Source organism: Paenirhizobium daejeonense (genome assembly GCF_014280875.1).
GTDB lineage: Bacteria > Pseudomonadota > Alphaproteobacteria > Rhizobiales > Rhizobiaceae > Allorhizobium > Allorhizobium daejeonense.
The window spans coordinates 476055-491686 of the sequence record NZ_JACLAL010000002.1; the positions used below are offsets into that span (position 1 = coordinate 476055).

14 protein-coding genes are annotated in these 15632 nt (G+C 60.9%); 5 read left to right on the forward strand and 9 right to left on the reverse strand.

Translation table 11 applies throughout. The features are described from left to right. Nucleotides 1-293 precede the first annotated feature (293 nt). Together H4I99_RS05810 and H4I99_RS05815 are read right to left on the reverse strand one after the other, a co-directional pair. Nucleotides 294-644 carry a hypothetical protein gene (locus H4I99_RS05810; RefSeq protein ID WP_163899998.1) on the reverse strand — a complete coding sequence of 117 codons (351 nt, stop codon included), beginning with the start codon at nucleotides 642-644 and terminating at the stop codon, nucleotides 294-296. A gap of 255 nt (nucleotides 645-899) precedes the next feature. Then, complete coding sequence (locus H4I99_RS05815) at nucleotides 900-1316, reverse strand: secondary thiamine-phosphate synthase enzyme YjbQ (protein WP_163905751.1); 417 nt, start codon at nucleotides 1314-1316, stop codon at nucleotides 900-902. Nucleotides 1317-1600: 284 nt separating this feature from the next. Between H4I99_RS05815 and H4I99_RS05820 the strand changes: the two genes are divergently transcribed. Then, entirely contained in the window at nucleotides 1601-2071 is a 471-nt protein-coding gene (locus H4I99_RS05820) for a heme-degrading domain-containing protein (RefSeq protein WP_163900000.1), read from the forward strand. Nucleotides 2072-2084: 13 nt separating this feature from the next. Here H4I99_RS05820 and H4I99_RS05825 read toward each other — a convergent pair whose 3' ends face one another. Together H4I99_RS05825 and H4I99_RS05830 are read right to left on the reverse strand one after the other, a co-directional pair. Then, entirely contained in the window at nucleotides 2085-2432 is a 348-nt protein-coding gene (locus H4I99_RS05825) for a nuclear transport factor 2 family protein (protein ID WP_163900002.1), read from the reverse strand. A 69-nt stretch (nucleotides 2433-2501) separates the two neighbouring features. Beyond that, nucleotides 2502-3392 carry a LysR family transcriptional regulator ArgP gene (locus tag H4I99_RS05830; RefSeq protein WP_206110881.1) on the reverse strand — a complete coding sequence of 297 codons (891 nt, stop codon included), beginning with the start codon at nucleotides 3390-3392 and terminating at the stop codon, nucleotides 2502-2504. 101 nt (nucleotides 3393-3493) lie between these two features. Between H4I99_RS05830 and H4I99_RS05835 the strand changes: the two genes are divergently transcribed. Both H4I99_RS05835 and H4I99_RS05840 read left to right on the forward strand, forming a co-directional pair. Further along, nucleotides 3494-4108, forward strand: coding sequence for a LysE/ArgO family amino acid transporter (locus H4I99_RS05835; RefSeq protein ID WP_163900006.1), 615 nt, complete (start codon nucleotides 3494-3496; stop codon nucleotides 4106-4108). A gap of 77 nt (nucleotides 4109-4185) precedes the next feature. Further along, the gene (locus tag H4I99_RS05840) at nucleotides 4186-5334 is read left to right on the forward strand and encodes an amidohydrolase (protein ID WP_163900008.1); all 1149 of its coding nucleotides are present in this window, start codon (nucleotides 4186-4188) and stop codon (nucleotides 5332-5334) included. A 39-nt stretch (nucleotides 5335-5373) separates the two neighbouring features. Here H4I99_RS05840 and H4I99_RS24745 read toward each other — a convergent pair whose 3' ends face one another. Continuing rightward, entirely contained in the window at nucleotides 5374-6330 is a 957-nt protein-coding gene (locus H4I99_RS24745; protein WP_163900010.1) for a DUF930 domain-containing protein, read from the reverse strand. A gap of 374 nt (nucleotides 6331-6704) precedes the next feature. On the opposite strand from H4I99_RS24745, the gene H4I99_RS05850 reads away from it, so the two are divergent. Then, nucleotides 6705-7364, forward strand: a complete 660-nt coding sequence (locus H4I99_RS05850; protein ID WP_163900012.1) for a peroxiredoxin — start codon at nucleotides 6705-6707, stop codon at nucleotides 7362-7364. Nucleotides 7365-7435: 71 nt separating this feature from the next. Here the strand turns inward: H4I99_RS05850 and rpoD are convergent, their stop codons facing one another. The 3 genes from rpoD to H4I99_RS05865 all read right to left on the reverse strand — a co-directional run bounded on the left by rpoD (nucleotide 7436) and on the right by H4I99_RS05865 (nucleotide 12636). Continuing rightward, on the reverse strand, nucleotides 7436-9502 hold the full coding sequence (gene rpoD / locus H4I99_RS05855; RefSeq protein ID WP_163900014.1) for an RNA polymerase sigma factor RpoD: 2067 nt from the start codon (nucleotides 9500-9502) through the stop codon (nucleotides 7436-7438). Between the two features lie 517 nt (nucleotides 9503-10019). Next, nucleotides 10020-12020, reverse strand: a complete 2001-nt coding sequence (dnaG, locus tag H4I99_RS05860) for a DNA primase (protein WP_163905753.1) — start codon at nucleotides 12018-12020, stop codon at nucleotides 10020-10022. Nucleotides 12021-12186: 166 nt separating this feature from the next. Further along, a complete protein-coding gene (locus H4I99_RS05865; protein WP_186663246.1) occupies nucleotides 12187-12636 on the reverse strand; it encodes a GatB/YqeY domain-containing protein in 450 nt (149 codons plus the stop codon). Between the two features lie 315 nt (nucleotides 12637-12951). Here H4I99_RS05865 and carA point away from each other — a divergent pair, with 315 nt between their 5' ends. Further along, on the forward strand, nucleotides 12952-14157 hold the full coding sequence (gene carA / locus H4I99_RS05870) for a glutamine-hydrolyzing carbamoyl-phosphate synthase small subunit (RefSeq protein WP_163900018.1): 1206 nt from the start codon (nucleotides 12952-12954) through the stop codon (nucleotides 14155-14157). Between the two features lie 36 nt (nucleotides 14158-14193). On the opposite strand, the gene H4I99_RS05875 is transcribed toward carA, so the two are convergent. Continuing rightward, nucleotides 14194-15594 carry an MATE family efflux transporter gene (locus H4I99_RS05875; protein WP_163900020.1) on the reverse strand — a complete coding sequence of 467 codons (1401 nt, stop codon included), beginning with the start codon at nucleotides 15592-15594 and terminating at the stop codon, nucleotides 14194-14196. Between the last annotated feature and the right edge of the window lie 38 nt (nucleotides 15595-15632).

Sequence of the window (15632 nt, forward strand, 5' to 3'; positions counted from 1 at the left end):
GCGAGCGTCACTCACTTACAAGAATTTGAAATCAGAGCGTTAAATGCGCAGAACCGAGCGGCCACCCGACGTAGGGTATAGGACCGTATTGGCTCCGCAGACACCAACTCCGCTGATCTGCAACGAGCTAGTCTGATAGAGTATCCTAAACTCCATGGCGAAAGGAGGAGGCGGTGCCTGCGATATCCGCATTGTGACGGCGAATCGGGAGAGCATCCCGCTCTCGACATCGTTCACAAGAGTCGGGATGGACAGTTGATAACAGCCGCCCATCCCGCCGGCTACTCTTTCGATTAGTAGCGGATAATCGGGCAACCACGCACATTGGCGAAGACCATGCGGTCAAAACCACCGCGCCGGACACCGCCAACGACCACGCGACGCGGGGTCACGTCTTGCACACGGGCACGGTGCAGACCGTTCCAGCGGGCCTTCTCGACAGCTTCGCCGGGGAAGCAGCCGCCGCGCGGGCGCTGATGGCGACGCTCGTAGCCATTATGACCGCCACGACCATAATCCATGTCATAGGCGGGGCCATCATGACGGAAGCGCCAGCCGTCGGCGGCAGCCGGGGAAAGCGTCGCAACTGTCGCGCCCAGCGCGATCAAGGCTGCAAGGCCGGTCTTTGCAAAAACACCCATCATTGTCTGTCTCCTCATCTGGGAATTTCGTTGGTCATTCCCGCCTGCTTCAGCGATTGAAGAGAGACTATGCGGCACCGCCTGAATGCGGCCCGAACTGATCGTTCAGTCTTCATTCATGCCCGAAGAGGCACCGATCCCGCGGAAATACCCAAACCCGATCCCAGCGCGACCCGAAAAGGAAGACGCGGATCGCCTCACTCAGAACGCCTTTAAAACAAAGGGATGGCATGTTGCTCGGCCATACTGCCCGATGTCTCAAGGCGCGCTATGCAGCACAACTTCGCGGCGATACGGCCGGTCGCGATGCTCGAAGAGATAGATCCCCTGCCAGGTGCCGAAAAGTAACCGACCGTTGCTGAAGGGAATACCGATGGAAACCTGCGTCAGGGCCGCCTTGATATGAGCTGGCATGTCATCCCGCCCTTCGTCCCGGTGGGTGATCCAACGCATGGTCGCATCGTCGGAAGGCGGCACAAGCCGCGCAAAAAACGCCTTGAGGTCACGCTGCACAGAGGGGTCAGCATTTTCCTGAACGAGCAGCGAACACGAGGTATGCCGGACGAACGCGGTCATGAGCCCCTCACGCACTCCCGAACCACTGACAAAATCCTCCACCATGTCGGTAAATTCGTAGAGCCCCTGTCCGTTCGTCGCTATAGTGATCGTTCTCATCGCCAAAGCTTCATCTCTCCTCATCGGTCAAGTCAAAATCGGACATGTCCTGACGAATTCAAAATATCCGGCTGAGCTTCATACATTCTGCATGAGACAATCCTCAGGTAGGAACGACGTTGAGATTGTAACTCATAGCAACCACGGCATGCCTTTCCAAAGCAGGTATAACCACATCAGACGCCTTGCCGCAAAACTGTTAGAGGTGCCAGTCGCCCTGATTGACGTCTGGCCATTGGAATATAGTCGCTATAGTCTCCGCTCCATCTGAGAGAGGAGCCACCATGACCGCCGACAAGACCGACCTGCTCGCCATCATCGATGCCCAGGAGGCAAAGCTGGTATTCCCCGCATTCGATGAGGAGACAGCAATCGAAATCGGAAAGCGGCTCCTGAAACGCGCGCGGCACGACAAAGCCCCGGTGGTCATCAACATTCGCACGCCCGACCGGGTGCTCTTCCATGCCGCCCTGCCCGGCTCCTCGCCGGATAACGACCACTGGGCGCGCCGCAAGAGCAACGTCACACTGCGCTTTCACAAGGCCTCCATGCGGGTTGGCGAAAGTTATCGCCAGAAGGGCCGCACGGTCGGCCCGGACTACGGACTCGATCCGCTCGATTATGCGGTCCATGGCGGAAGTTTTCCGGTGCGCGTCACCGGCACCGGCGTCGTCGCCGCCATCACAGTTTCGGGTCTGGCCTCCGAAGAGGACCACGCGATGATCGTCGATGTGCTGGAAGATTATCTCAAGTGAAGTGCATCGGCGCTCAAGGCCTCGTCGAGAGATAAAGGCTGAGGCGGGAGAAACGCTCGTCTTCCCTTTCAAATACCATGACGCAGGGAAGCGACGTCGCCTCGGCGCCCGAGACTTCCATCGTGCCATCGACCGCACCACGAAAACCGCTTTCATCGACCATCACCACACTGTTGGCGAAGCGGGCATCGTGACGCAGCAGATAGGCGGCAAGCGTGTCGCGCAGCGATTCGATGCCGATGACGCGCGTGCCGTCCGGCATGTCCAGCGCCGCATCGCCATCGAAGAAGCCCCCAAGCGAGGCCAGATCGCGCCGGTTAAGGGCATCCAGAACCCCGGAAATCTGTTGCCTCAAAGACATTGGCTTCTCCTTCCTTATTCCTCGGACAAGAGCAATTAGGGCCGGATGTCTCCCCGGCAAGGGACAGGATCACGGATGATCCTGCACCAACAGACGGCGGGCGGTGGCGAGCACCGCTTCCGTCAAGACCTTCAGCGCCGGCCCCGCCGACCGACTCCAGTGCCAGTAGAGAGGAATATCGAGAGGGCGATCCGGCAGGAGCATTAAGAGCCTGCTGCCGGTAATCTCATTGCTGACGAGTATTTCCGGGTTCATTCCCCAGCCGACACCTGCAAGCGTCGCATCGACGAAGCCGTGCGACGATGGAAGCCAATGGGTCGGCGGCGAAATATCCATCGCGAAAGCCAAAGCCAGCCAGCGGGATTGCAGTGTATCCTTGGTATTGAAGGTCATGGTCGGCGCAACGGCCAGCCGTTCCGCCGTCACGCCATCCGGAAACCAGCGGGCCATGAAATCGGGACTGGCCGTTGCGAAATAGCGCAGGCGACCAAGATAAAGGCAATCGCAGCCCTGCACCGCCTGTGAAGAACCGGTAACGGCTGCCCGCACCTCACCTCTACGCAGCCATTCGGCGCTGTGGTCCTGATCATCCAGCACCAGATCGTAAAGGAAGGCATCGACCGCGGCCATGGCCGGCACGAACCATGTGGCAAGGCTGTCGGCATTGACCGCAAGCCGCAGGCTCGGCGTTTTCGCCATTCCCGCGAATTCGCCCAGATCGCGCCCAAGCCCCGCCTCGAGCAGGGCGACCTCTTCCGCATGGCGGAAAAGCCTCTGCCCTGCCAGTGTCGGCCGACATGGCTGTCCGCGCACCACCAGCACCGCACCCACCCGTTCCTCCAGTGCCTTGATCCGCTGGGAAATCGCAGACGGCGTCAGCCCCAACTGTCGCGCCGCCTTCTCGAACGAGCCTGTCCGAAGAATGGCTGAAAGAGCGGAAAGGTGATCGTAATCCAGCACGAGATTAATTTTCCTAATCATATGTAAGGATATTTAATTTTTCTAATTTTGAGCGACGGGCTAGTCAATCCCGACCCATCTTAACCCAAACCGGGATCTTCATGACCGCCTCAACCTCTGCCGCCCTCGCGGGCTTTCTGCTTGGCCTCAGCCTCATCGTTGCCATCGGTGCCCAGAACGCCTTCGTTCTGCGTCAGGGGCTGCAGGGCCGCCACGTCCTCGCCGTGTGCCTTACCTGCGCTGGCTCCGACGCGCTGCTGATCGGTGCCGGCGTCGGCGGGTTCTCCACAATGATTGCCAGCATCGACTGGCTCGATCCCCTGCTGCGTTATGGCGGCGCGGCCTTTCTGGCCTTCTATGGCTTGCGCAGCCTTCGCTCTGCAGCCAGCGGCAACAGCGCGCTGGCGGTCCGGGGCGATGCAGAGCAGAGCCTTGTGGCAGCCCTTCTCACCTGCCTGGCGCTGACATGGCTAAACCCGCATGTCTATCTCGACACCGTCGTCCTGATCGGCTCGATCTCCAGGCATTATCCCGGCGAGGAAACGGCCTTTGCAGCCGGTGCGGCAGGAGCCTCATTCCTCTTCTTCTTCTCGCTCGGTTATGGTGCACGCGTGCTTCGTCCCATCTTCGCCCGCCGTACCGCCTGGCGGATCCTCGACGGCTTGATAGCGCTGGTCATGGGAAGCATCGCCTTCAACCTCGTATCGAACGGTTGATGCGCGAAACCTACCCGATAGGCACCCGAGGCAAAGCGGTGTAGACCTGTCGCCAGCATATTCTGTCAGGGCAAACCATGTTCCTCACCAATCACGATCTGGTCGACCTGATCGACCTTCGCCGCGACCTTCATCGTCACCCCGAAATCTCCGGCGAAGAGCAATGGACGGCCGCGCGCATCGTCTCCTTTCTCTCCCCCCTGAAGCCTGCAGAAATCCTGACAGGCCTCGGTGGCCACGGCGTTGCCGCCGTCTTCGAGGGAGCGGCATCAGGCCCCACGCTTCTCTTCCGCTGCGAGCTGGATGCCCTCCCGATCGAGGAGAAATCCTCCGCCGCATACCGCTCGACCATTCCGGGCAAGGGGCATCTCTGCGGCCATGACGGTCATTCGACCATCATGACGGCGCTCGCCCTCGGCCTTTCACGCCAGTTGCCGAAACGCGGCCGCGTCGTGTTGCTGTTCCAGCCGGCGGAGGAAACCGGAGCGGGCGCTGCGGCTGTCATCGCCGACCCCGGGTTCCGGGAGATCACGCCGGACTTCGCCTTTTCCCTGCACAATCTGCCGGGCCTGCCGCTTGGCCATGTATCGATCAAATCCGGGCCGGTGAACTGCGCATCGCGCGGCATGCGCATCGCCCTTTCCGGCAAGACGGCCCATGCCTCACAGCCGGAAACCGGCATTTCCCCCATGTCCGCCATCGCAGCCCTGATGCCGGCCCTGACAGGACTGTCGCGTAGCGCTCCACCGGCCCTCGACTTCCGGCTGGCGACCGTCACCCATGCTTCGCTCGGCGAAAAAGCCTTCGGCATCGCGCCCGGCAATGGCGAGATCTGGGTGACGCTGCGCACCCTGACCGACGACGGCATGGACGAGCTCTGCAACGAGGCGGAGGCGCTGGCCCGTTCAGCCGCCGAAGACGGCAATCTCGACCTCGACATCACCTATGACGACATCTTCCTGCATTGCGAAAACGCGCCGGAAGCCGTCGATCACCTGATCCGCGCACTCGATGCCGAAGGCGTCCCTCATGACGAGCGCAATCTGCCGATGCGGGGCTCGGAAGATTTCGGCCGCTTCCGCGCCATCGCCCCTTCAGCCATGTTCTTCCTCGGCTCCGGCGAAACCCACCCAGCGCTTCACAATCCCGACTACGACTTCCCCGAAGACCTGATCGCCATCGGCGCAAGGATCTTCATGCGGGTCGTACGCGATATTCTGGAATAGCGGCAACTCGGCTGGCGGCCAGATCAGGCGCGTCATGCCTCAGTAAGCGGGGAATCTGCGCCTCTTCCACTCGCTACGCGGCACCGGCGCCCCGACGGTAAAACTGAAATCCACGACCCGGGTCGCATCCTCATCGACCGCGCAGCGCATGGCTAGATCATACCAGACGCCTTTGACATCGCCGAAGGCCGAGCGAGGGGCATCAACTACATTGCCGGATCTCAGCGTGAACACGGGCAAGGCATATGGCACGTAAGGCGGCGAACTACGAAAAAGCTGGGCTTGCAACTCCGTTCCGCAAAGTCTGCTGATCCGCTCGCCGCGGCTCTCGCCGGCCATGTTAGACATGGAAACGGCATCGTCGGCCGACGAGGCGGTGTAAAGCTGCTTTACCGGCTTGGGCACCAGTGGGGCATCGGACTCGTTCGCATCCGTTGTTTCCGTCGGCTTGGCCGGTTTCGGCGGCGGCGGCGCGGCGAGTGCCAGCGCCTGATCGGTCGGAAACTCCGTCTCGCCTTCCTCGGTCGCGCCCCCATCAGCAGGCTGTTCTACACTTTCCGCTGTTTCTTCAGGCTCGGCCTCGTCCGGCGCCTCGTCGGTCTTCGCCGCCTCAGGCTCCTGCTTTTCCTCTACTGGCGGTGCCTCCACCGGCTTGTCGGCTTCCTTCTCCTCGGCATCGCCGCGAAGATCTCCGCGCGTGCCACTGTCCTTCTCGCCGAACAAGGTCGCGGGATTGAGCACGGGCATGGTCGGAGGAGGCTCCTCAGCCTTCGTCTCTTCGACCGGCGGCGGTGGTGGTGGCGGAGGGGGAGGTGGAGGCGGCGGTTCAGCCGCCTGTTCCTCTTCCTGCTTGGGCTCCTCGGCCGGCTTCTCTTCCTCCGGCGGCGGCACCAGTTCTACTGCGACGCTCTCTTCCTCCTGCGGCAATTCTGGCAAGGCGGGGAGCTTCATCAGGAACACGACAAGGACAATGAGATGCAGGGCAACGGAAAGCACGAGCCCTCTGCCCCATCTGTCCAGGAATCTTGTCGGTTTCTCTTGCATGAGACGAAGGAAGTCCACTCACTTTACCGGAGATGTGGTCCCAAACCGGTGCGTCATCAAGTGACAAATTCGCAAGCCCCCGTGAAATGCGATACCTTCGCGGAACGGGAAGCATCCTGAAACGCGTCAATTTCCCCTTCGAAACACCTTGCGGCCGGAAGAATCCGGCAAGGGAAGGACCTGTCGCCTGGATTTCAATTGCCGATAATAGTCGAAGTAGAGAATTTTCGACCGCCATGTTCACCTTGATGAGCATGGCCTTTGCCGACGTGACACGGAAAACCTGTAATGATCCCACCCACCATCCGATCAACAGGAGAACGATCATGAGCCTGCGCATCAACCAGACCGCCCCCGATTTCACGGCTGAAACCACCCAGGGCACCATCCAGTTTCACGACTGGATCGGCGACAACTGGGCCGTTCTCTTTTCCCATCCGAAGAACTTCACGCCGGTTTGCACCACGGAACTCGGCACCATGGCGGGCCTCGAAGGCGAATTCCGCAAGCGCGGCGTCAAGATCATAGGCATCTCGGTCGATCCAGTCGAAAGCCACGGCAAGTGGAAGCAGGACATCCGGGTCGCGACCGGCTTCGACGTGGAATATCCGCTGATCGGCGACAAGGATCTCAAGGTCGCCAAGCTCTATGACATGCTGCCCGAGGAAGCCGGCAACAGCTCGGAAGGCCGCACACCCGCGGACAATGCCACCGTCCGCTCGGTCTACGTCATTGGCCCGGACAAGAAGATCAAACTGATCCTCACCTATCCGATGACCACTGGCCGTAACTTCGACGAGATCCTGCGCGCGATCGACTCGATCCAGCTGACCGCAAAGCACCAGGTCGCAACGCCCGCGAACTGGAAGCAGGGCGACGACGTCATCATCACCGCCGCCGTTTCCAACGAAGACGCCATAACCCGTTTCGGCTCCTTCGACACCGTCCTGCCCTACCTGCGCAAGACCAAGCAGCCAGCGGCCTGAACATCGGCAATCGAAAATAAAAAGAAAACCCGGCATCGCTGCCGGGTTTTTATTATTGAATTCAGGCCATATCAGCTGTCGAGGAACGAGCGCAGCTTGCGCGAGCGGCTCGGGTGCTTGAGCTTGCGCAGAGCCTTCGCCTCGATCTGCCGGATACGTTCGCGGGTAACCGAGAACTGCTGACCGACTTCTTCGAGTGTGTGGTCCGTGTTCATGCCGATGCCGAAGCGCATGCGCAGGACGCGTTCTTCGCGCGGCGTCAGCGAGGCGAGAACGCGGGTCGTGGTCTCGCGCAGGTTCGCCTGAATGGCGGCGTCGATCGGAAGAAGTGCGTTCTTGTCCTCGATGAAATCTCCGAGGTGTGAATCTTCTTCGTCGCCCACCGGGGTTTCGAGAGAGATCGGCTCCTTGGCGATCTTCAGGACCTTGCGGACCTTTTCGAGCGGCATGGCGAGCTTTTCGGCCAGCTCTTCCGGCGTCGGCTCGCGGCCAATCTCGTGCAGCATCTGGCGCGAGGTACGAACGATCTTGTTAATCGTCTCGATCATGTGCACCGGAATACGGATCGTGCGGGCCTGGTCGGCGATCGAGCGGGTGATCGCTTGCCTGATCCACCATGTCGCATAGGTCGAGAACTTGTAACCGCGGCGGTATTCGAACTTGTCGACCGCCTTCATCAGGCCGATATTGCCTTCCTGAATGAGGTCGAGGAACTGCAGGCCGCGGTTCGTGTACTTCTTGGCGATCGAGATAACCAGACGGAGGTTGGCTTCCACCATCTCCTTCTTGGCGATCCGGGCTTCGCGTTCGCCCTTCTGAACCATGGAAACGATACGGCGGAATTCGGTGATAGAAATGCCGGTTTCGGTGGCCAGATTCTGGATCTCGCCGCGAATGTCGCGGATCGTCTGGTTTTCTTCCTTGGCGAATTCTTTCCAGCCGCGGCCGGCAAGGTTGCCGATGGACTTCATCCAGTTCGGATCGAGTTCCGCACCCTGATACTGCTCGAGGAAGGCTTCGCGCTTGACGCCATAGCTTTCAGCGAGGCGCAGCAGACGGCCCTCGTTCTGCATCAGACGCTTGGAGATGTCGTAGAGCTGCTCAACGAGGCTGTCGACACGGTTCTGGTTGAGGGACAGCGACTTCACCGCGGTGATCAGCTGGTCCTTCAGTTCCTTGTAACGCCGTTCCTGACCGGAAGACAGCGTGCCGGCACAGGCCAGACGGGCTTCCACCTGCTGGTCCTGCAGCTTACGCAGCTTCTTGTAGGTATCAGCGATGGTGTCGAGGGTCTCCATGACCTGCGGACGCAGTTCCGCTTCCATGGCGGCGAGCGACAGGCTGGATTCGTCCTCGTCTTCTTCCTCTTCTTCCGGCGGCATTCCGTCACCGCCGATAGCAGTGATGTCGTCATCATCGGAACCGGCAGACTGCGGACGGCGCTTGGCGCGTTCCTTTTCCTTCTCCTCGGCCGCCTTACGGTCAGCCTCGATCTTTTCCGGGCTCTGGAACTGCGGAGCAGCCTTAGCCTCCGGACCGGAATAGGTCGTTTCGAGATCGATGATCTCGCGCAGAAGCGTGGTGCCTTCGTTGAGTTCGTCGCGCCAGATAATCAGTGCCTGGAACGTCAGCGGGCTCTCACAGAGACCGGAGATCATCGTCTCGCGACCGGCCTCGATACGCTTGGCGATAGCGATTTCGCCCTCACGCGACAGAAGCTCCACAGAGCCCATTTCGCGCAGGTACATGCGCACCGGATCGTCGGTACGATCGGTGGGTTCTTTCTTCTTCGCGGTCGCAAGCGCCGTGCCGGCGGTCGGGGCGAGTTCGCCGCCTTCGCTCTCACCGTCATCGCTGTCGTCGCCGTCTTCGGAGGCCGTAGCCTCCTCGGCTTCCTCGTCCTCGATGACGTTGATGCCCATATCCGACAGCATGGCCATGGTGTCCTCGATCTGCTCGGAGGTGACTTCCTCCGACGGCAGAACAGAGTTCAGCTCATCCATGGTGACGTAGCCGCGCTTTTTGGCGGCTTTGATCATCTTTTTGACCGCGTCATCCGAAAGGTCGAGAAGCGGACCATCCGTTGCGCCATCGCGTTCGTTGTCTGCTTCTTCGTTTTCTTTGACTTTGGATGCCATCTAATTCGTCGCTTTCCCTGACGTCTGATCTTGCCGCGCGCTGCAAGGCGGATAGGCTGCCCCCGCGGCCCCTGCCCGCTGCAATACAGTCAATGACCTAACGGAATGTTGCTTAATTCCCGATTAACTATGGGCGTCGAGACCATTGGGCCGAGCCCCGTTTTTTCTGCATGACCGGTCATGGTACGAGAGTTCCGCATGAACCTACTTCACCCTTGTATGCCTGAAATGGTGATTCCCACAATTTTCTCTGGCGTCAAGCTCTTCCGACATCAAAACCCAAAGAAAAGCGGGGAAATCCAGCCGTTCCGCATAATAGTGGCCGATTGGCCCTGATGTAGGTCAGTTGCCGCGCGAAACAAGGGGCAAGCGCCGTTTGCACAAGCCCCTGTCGAGAACGATGCCCCGGCTCCTGCAACGCGCTGCGAACCCTTGACGCACGGCACTTCCCCCAACTTCCGTATCAAACCGGCACCGGCGGACGAATCGCTCGTTCGCCTATGCGCCGAACGAGCCCTTAGACACCGTGCCCGGTAGCCGCTCCCTTGACCCGTCCCGACATGACACCGAAACCATCGATGATCGCTTCCTGGTTTTCCATCCGGGTCACCTCCTGCTGCACCTGGTGCAGCGCACCGATAAGCTGGCCGATACGGTCGCCGTCCTCGGCTTCGGTCGCTTCCGCCACTTCCCGCTCCAGTTCCATCCGCTGACGCCTCAGCGCCTTGGCCCGCTTGTGCAGGGAATGCGCCTGACGATAGGCCTCGCGCGCATCCTCCGGCGCGGCGATCTCGGTTGCGACCCAGAGGCGGGCATTGCGGATCTGCTGGTCGAGGCTTTTGATCACGGCCCCATGCCCCTGCTCTTCCAGCCGAGCGATCAGCCTTTCCCGCGTCAGCTCCGATGCCGCGCCGGCGGCAGCCGTGAGCAGCGAAGACCAGAGCTTCTGCAAGTCGCGATTTTCGTAATCGATCGAGGCGATCTCGTCATACTCGTCCTGCAGAAGCTGCGGATGATTGACAATGGTAAGCGCCAGCACGCTCTCCCTGAGCGCCGGCTGCTCCTGATGTCCCTTGACGAGACCGGAGCGCGCCAGACGGTCCGAAATCCCGCCGCCGATAGCAGAGTAACCGCCCGGAGGCCGGCCGCCCCGGCCATTGTCACGCCCGCGCCCGCCGCGATTGCCGTCGAACCCGCCACGCCTTTCGCCGCGATTGTTCGACGTTCCCTGAAAGAAGGCGTTCAGCCGGTCGCGAACGTCCTGCTGGTAATGCCGCCTGACGTTTTCGTCGGCGATCACGGAAATCACCTGCTTCATGCGTGCCTCGAGTTCGGCGCGCTTTTCCGGCGTGTCGTATTGCCCGACGCCCGACTCGCGCAGCCACACCATCTCAGCGAGCGGTCGCGCTTCCGAAAGCACCTTGTCGAAGGGCGTGCGGCCGTCCCGCTTCACGAGATCGTCAGGGTCCTTGCCGTCCGGCAGCATGGCGAAACGCACGGACTTTCCGGGCTTCAGATGGGGAAGCGCAAGATCCACGGCCCGGAACGCCGCCCGCTGGCCGGCCCCATCGCCGTCGAAGCAGAGCATCGGCACCGGCGTCAGCTTCCACATCAGATCGAGCTGGTTCTCGGTCAGCGCCGTCCCCAGCGGAGCGACAGCGTTCTCTACACCCGCCTGATGCAGCGCGATCACGTCCATATAGCCTTCCACGGCAATGATCGTGTCGGCCCCGCCTGCCCCTTGAAGGGAACGGCGCGCGCGAGAAAAATTGAAGAGGACGTTGCCCTTGTGGAAGAGTTCGGTCTCCGGCGAGTTCATGTATTTCGCCATAGCGTCCTGCGCCATGGCGCGGCCACCGAAGGCGATTACCCTGTCCCGCGAGGACAGGATCGGAAACATGATACGATCGCGGAAATAATCGTAGGAGACGGGGATGTCGGGTCCGTGGCGAACCAGTCCGCAAGCCTCGATCTGTTCCTTCGGCACGCCTTTGGAAGCGAGGTATTCCTTGAGCGCGTTGCGGCTCTCCGGTGCATATCCCAGCCGGAAGGTCTCGATCGTGCGCCCGGACAGTCCGCGCTCGCGCAAATAGGCACGCGCCCTCGCACCGTTTGCGGTCTGGAGCTGATCCTGAAAGAACTGCGTCGCAAGCTCCATCACGTCGAGCAGCGTCGTGCGCTCACGTTCGCGCTGTTGGGCCTGTATGTCGGGCTTGGGCATGGGAACGCCCGCCATCTCCGCCACCTGCTCCACGGCCTCGGGAAAGCTCAGTCCTTCGAGATCGGTCAGAAAGCGGAAATGGTCGCCGGTCACGCCGCAACCGAAGCAGTGATAACGGCCCTTGCGGTCCTCGCAGTGGAAGCTCGGGCTCTTCTCACCATGGAACGGGCAGCAGGCCCAATAGTCGCCACGCGGGACATTGGTCTTCTTGCGATCCCAGGTCACGCGACGACCGATCACGGCCGAAATCGGCACGCGGTCGCGGATCTCGTCAAGAAACTCGTTGGAAAAGCGCATCATGTCCTCAGGCTAGCCTTTTTCATATAGGCCGGCATTTCGCGGAACGCCACCAGCGTCTGCGGCCATACCCGCTATTCACAGGCTGGATTGCGATCCGGACGTCCAAAACAAAAGGCTCCGCCCGAAGGCGGAGCCCATGTTTTCCCGGTCGGTAAAGGGCCGTTTACTTCAGAAGGTCCTTCACCACGCCGGAAGCCTTGGCGAAATCCATCTGCCCCGGATAGCGATCCTTGAGCAGTGCGATGCACTTGCCCATATCCCGAAGGCCCTGGGCGCCGACTTCCTGAATGGCGGCGGCGGCGGCATCCTTCACCTTCTCGTCGGAAAGCTGTTCCGGCATGAAGGTCTTGATGATGGCGATTTCCTCACGCTCCTGCTCGGCAAGTTCGGGCCGCGCATTGTCGGCATAGATCTTGGCCGACTCCTCGCGCTGCTTGATCATCTTGGTCAGGATCTGCATGATATCGTCGTCGCTGACGGGATCCTTGCCCGCGCCGCGATTGGCGATATCGCGATCCTTGATTGCAGCCTGAATCAGCCGCACGGTGGACGTACGGCGCGTATCCTTGGCCTTGAGGGATTCCTTCAGGGAATCGGCGAGTCTGTCGCGCATCATCTTCCTTCTCCACGGAAAAGCCGGCTTGCAGGCTTCACCAATTGTGGCTTTTCCTTGTCATTTTCGCCGAAGCAATAGCCAGTCCCGGGGGCTCGCGCAAATCAATTACACAACCCATTGAAATACATGGGAGTTAATCCAGCGCAGAGAATTGACCGTCGGGATCGATCCGTCTATTTTCCGGCACCTGCACGAAAATTGTCATCAGGGCCGAACGCGCGCGTATTCGCGCGTCCTCGATCTGCGACATAAATGGCCATCGGCTCCCGTTCCTTCAAGGACCGGCGGCTTCTGGCCGGACAAGGAACGAACATGACCTCGACAGCCCCATGGAGCACCCGCAAGCCGACCGCCCTCCTCGTCCTCGCCGACGGCACAGTCATCGAAGGACAGGGTATAGGCGCAACCGGCAAGGTCCAGGCAGAAGTCTGCTTCAACACCGCGCTCACCGGATATGAGGAAATCCTCACCGACCCCTCCTATCTCGGCCAGATCGTCACCTTCACCTTCCCGCATATCGGCAATGTCGGCACCAACGAGGAAGACATCGAGGATCTGACGCCCGCCGCCCGGCGCGGCGCGGTCGGCGTCATCTTCAAGGCCGATATCACCGACCCGTCCAACTACCGCGCCGCCAAGCATCTCGATGCCTGGCTCAAGGCCCGCGGCATCATCGGGCTGAGCGGCATCGACACCCGCGCGCTGACCGCCTGGATCCGCGAGCACGGCGCACCGAACGCTGTGATCGCCCATGACCCGAACGGCGTTTTCGACGTCGATGCGCTGAAGGCGGAAGCCAAGGCCTGGAGCGGCCTCGTCGGTCTCGACCTCGCCATCGAGGCAACCTCCGGACAGTCCTCGGAATGGAAGGAAAAGCCCTGGGTCTGGAACGAAGGCTACAGCGAGCTTCCCGCCGCGGACGTGAAGTATCACGTCGTCTGCCTCGACTACGGCGTGAAACGCAACATCCTGCGTCTCTTCACCGGCCTCAACTGCCGCGTGACTGTCGTCCCGGCCAAGACTTCGGCTGAAGACATTCTCGCCCTAAATCCCGATGGCATCTTCCTGTCGAACGGCCCGGGCGACCCGGCCGCCACCGGCGAATATGCCGTGCCGGTTATTCGCAAACTGGTGGAAAGCGGCCTGCCGGTCTTCGGCATCTGCCTCGGTCACCAGATGCTGGCGCTCGCGCTCGGCGGCACCACCGTCAAGATGCACCAGGGTCACCACGGCGCGAACCATCCGGTCAAGGACTACACCACCGACAAGGTGGAAATCGTCTCGATGAACCACGGCTTCGCAGTCGACAAGAACAGCCTGCCGGAAGGCGTTGAGGAGACTCACGTTTCCCTGTTCGACGGCTCCAACTGCGGCCTGCGCCTTGCCGGCAAGCCGGTCTTCTCTGTGCAACACCACCCCGAGGCCTCGCCCGGCCCTCAGGACAGCCACTACCTCTTCCGCCGCTTCATCAACATGGTGCGCGAGAAAAAGGGCGAGCCGGCTCTGGCAGAGCGTTGATCGGACTCACAGATTAGAGACAGCGATGCGGCCCGGTTAACCCCGGGCCGTTTTCATTTCGAAGCGTACCTTCTGGAAAAACCGCAGGCACAGCATCACCGAAGCGGTGAAGAGGCCGATCAGGAAGCCGATCCAGATGCCAATGCCGCCATAGCCCATCGGGAAGGCGATGAACCAGGCCAGGAAGAAGCCGACGGGCCAGTAGGCGATCAGCGCCAGCAGCATCGGCACACGCGCATCCTTGAGCCCGCGCAACAGGCCCGACGCAATTGCCTGCAGACCATCGACCAACTGGAAAATGCCGGCGATAACCACGAGCGGCACGGCAAAATCGAGCACAGCTGCAGCATCCGGGGTATGGGCATTGATAAAGGCGCCGCTCAATTCGCGGGGCATCATGTAAAAGAGCACCCCGCCCGCAATCGATATCAGGCTGGCAATCCCGAGCACCGTGATGGCCGCCCGCATCAGGTCGGGATAGTTGCCGCGTCCGTGCGCAAGGCCGATCCGGACGGTTGCCGCCTGTGAAAGGCCAAGCGGAAGCATGAAGGCGATCGAGGTGAGCTGGAGAGCGATACCGTGGGCAGCCAACTCGACCGTGCCAATCTTGCCCATCAGCAGCGACGCCGCCGCAAACAGGCTGACTTCCGCCAGAACAGTCACGCTGATCGGCAGGCCGAGATGCACGACATCCCAGAGCGCATGCCAATCCGGTCGCCAGAAACGAACGAAAAGTTCGTAGCGGCGCGTCTCCTCGCGTGTCTCGATGTAGGCGACCATGAACAGGAAGCTCGCCCACTGCACAGTGACGGCAACGATGGCAGCACCCGTCATGCCGAGAGCCGGCAGGCCGAAATGGCCAAGCACCAGCGCATAGGCCAGCACCGCATTCATCACCAGAACAGCCAGCGTCACATAGAGGATGATGCCCGCCCTGCCCGTTGCGCTCACAAGTGCGCGCAACACCGCGAAAAGCAACGCCGGCAAGAGGCCGAACTGCACGATCATCACATAATGCGCGGCAAGTGCCGCCACCTCGGGTTTCTGTCCGAGCGCCAGCAGGATCGTCTCCGCATGGAAGAACAGCGGCGCCGTCATCAATGTGTAGGCAATCGACACCCACATGCCCATTCGGATCGAGCGGCAGACGGATACGACGTCTCCGCGTCCATAGGCCTGCGCCACCATCGGAACGACGGCGATGGAGAAGCCGGAACCAAAAATGAAGATGGTGAAGAAAAACTGCCCGGCCAAAACCATGGCGGCAAGTGACTGTGCTCCCAGCTGGCCGACGATCACCACATCCGTCGTATGAATGCCAAGCTGCGCAAGTTGGGCGCCGATCAAGGGAATTCCGAGCTGCAGGGTCGCGAGTATATGCGACCACCAGCTTGCTGCACCGGGCCTTGCGGACGAGATAGAGGCATGCGTATTCATGATGGCACCCAAGACGAAAAAAGCCGCTTCCAGAGATG

Excerpts from the sequence above, each read along its gene's own strand:
- dnaG (WP_163905753.1), bottom strand. The coding sequence starts at position 12,020 with ATGCGCTTTTCCAACGAGTTTCTTGACGAGATCCGCGACCGCGTGCCG.
- H4I99_RS05850 (WP_163900012.1), top strand. The coding sequence starts at position 6,705 with ATGAGCCTGCGCATCAACCAGACCGCCCCCGATTTCACGGCTGAAACC.
- H4I99_RS05820 (WP_163900000.1), top strand. The coding sequence starts at position 1,601 with ATGACCGCCGACAAGACCGACCTGCTCGCCATCATCGATGCCCAGGAG.
- rpoD (WP_163900014.1), bottom strand. The coding sequence starts at position 9,502 with ATGGCATCCAAAGTCAAAGAAAACGAAGAAGCAGACAACGAACGCGAT.
- H4I99_RS05835 (WP_163900006.1), top strand. The coding sequence starts at position 3,494 with ATGACCGCCTCAACCTCTGCCGCCCTCGCGGGCTTTCTGCTTGGCCTC.
- H4I99_RS05840 (WP_163900008.1), top strand. The coding sequence starts at position 4,186 with ATGTTCCTCACCAATCACGATCTGGTCGACCTGATCGACCTTCGCCGC.
- carA (WP_163900018.1), top strand. The coding sequence starts at position 12,952 with ATGACCTCGACAGCCCCATGGAGCACCCGCAAGCCGACCGCCCTCCTC.
- H4I99_RS05810 (WP_163899998.1), bottom strand. The coding sequence starts at position 644 with ATGATGGGTGTTTTTGCAAAGACCGGCCTTGCAGCCTTGATCGCGCTG.
- H4I99_RS05815 (WP_163905751.1), bottom strand. The coding sequence starts at position 1,316 with ATGAGAACGATCACTATAGCGACGAACGGACAGGGGCTCTACGAATTT.
- H4I99_RS05825 (WP_163900002.1), bottom strand. The coding sequence starts at position 2,432 with ATGTCTTTGAGGCAACAGATTTCCGGGGTTCTGGATGCCCTTAACCGG.
- H4I99_RS05865 (WP_186663246.1), bottom strand. The coding sequence starts at position 12,636 with ATGCGCGACAGACTCGCCGATTCCCTGAAGGAATCCCTCAAGGCCAAG.
- H4I99_RS05875 (WP_163900020.1), bottom strand. The coding sequence starts at position 15,594 with ATGAATACGCATGCCTCTATCTCGTCCGCAAGGCCCGGTGCAGCAAGC.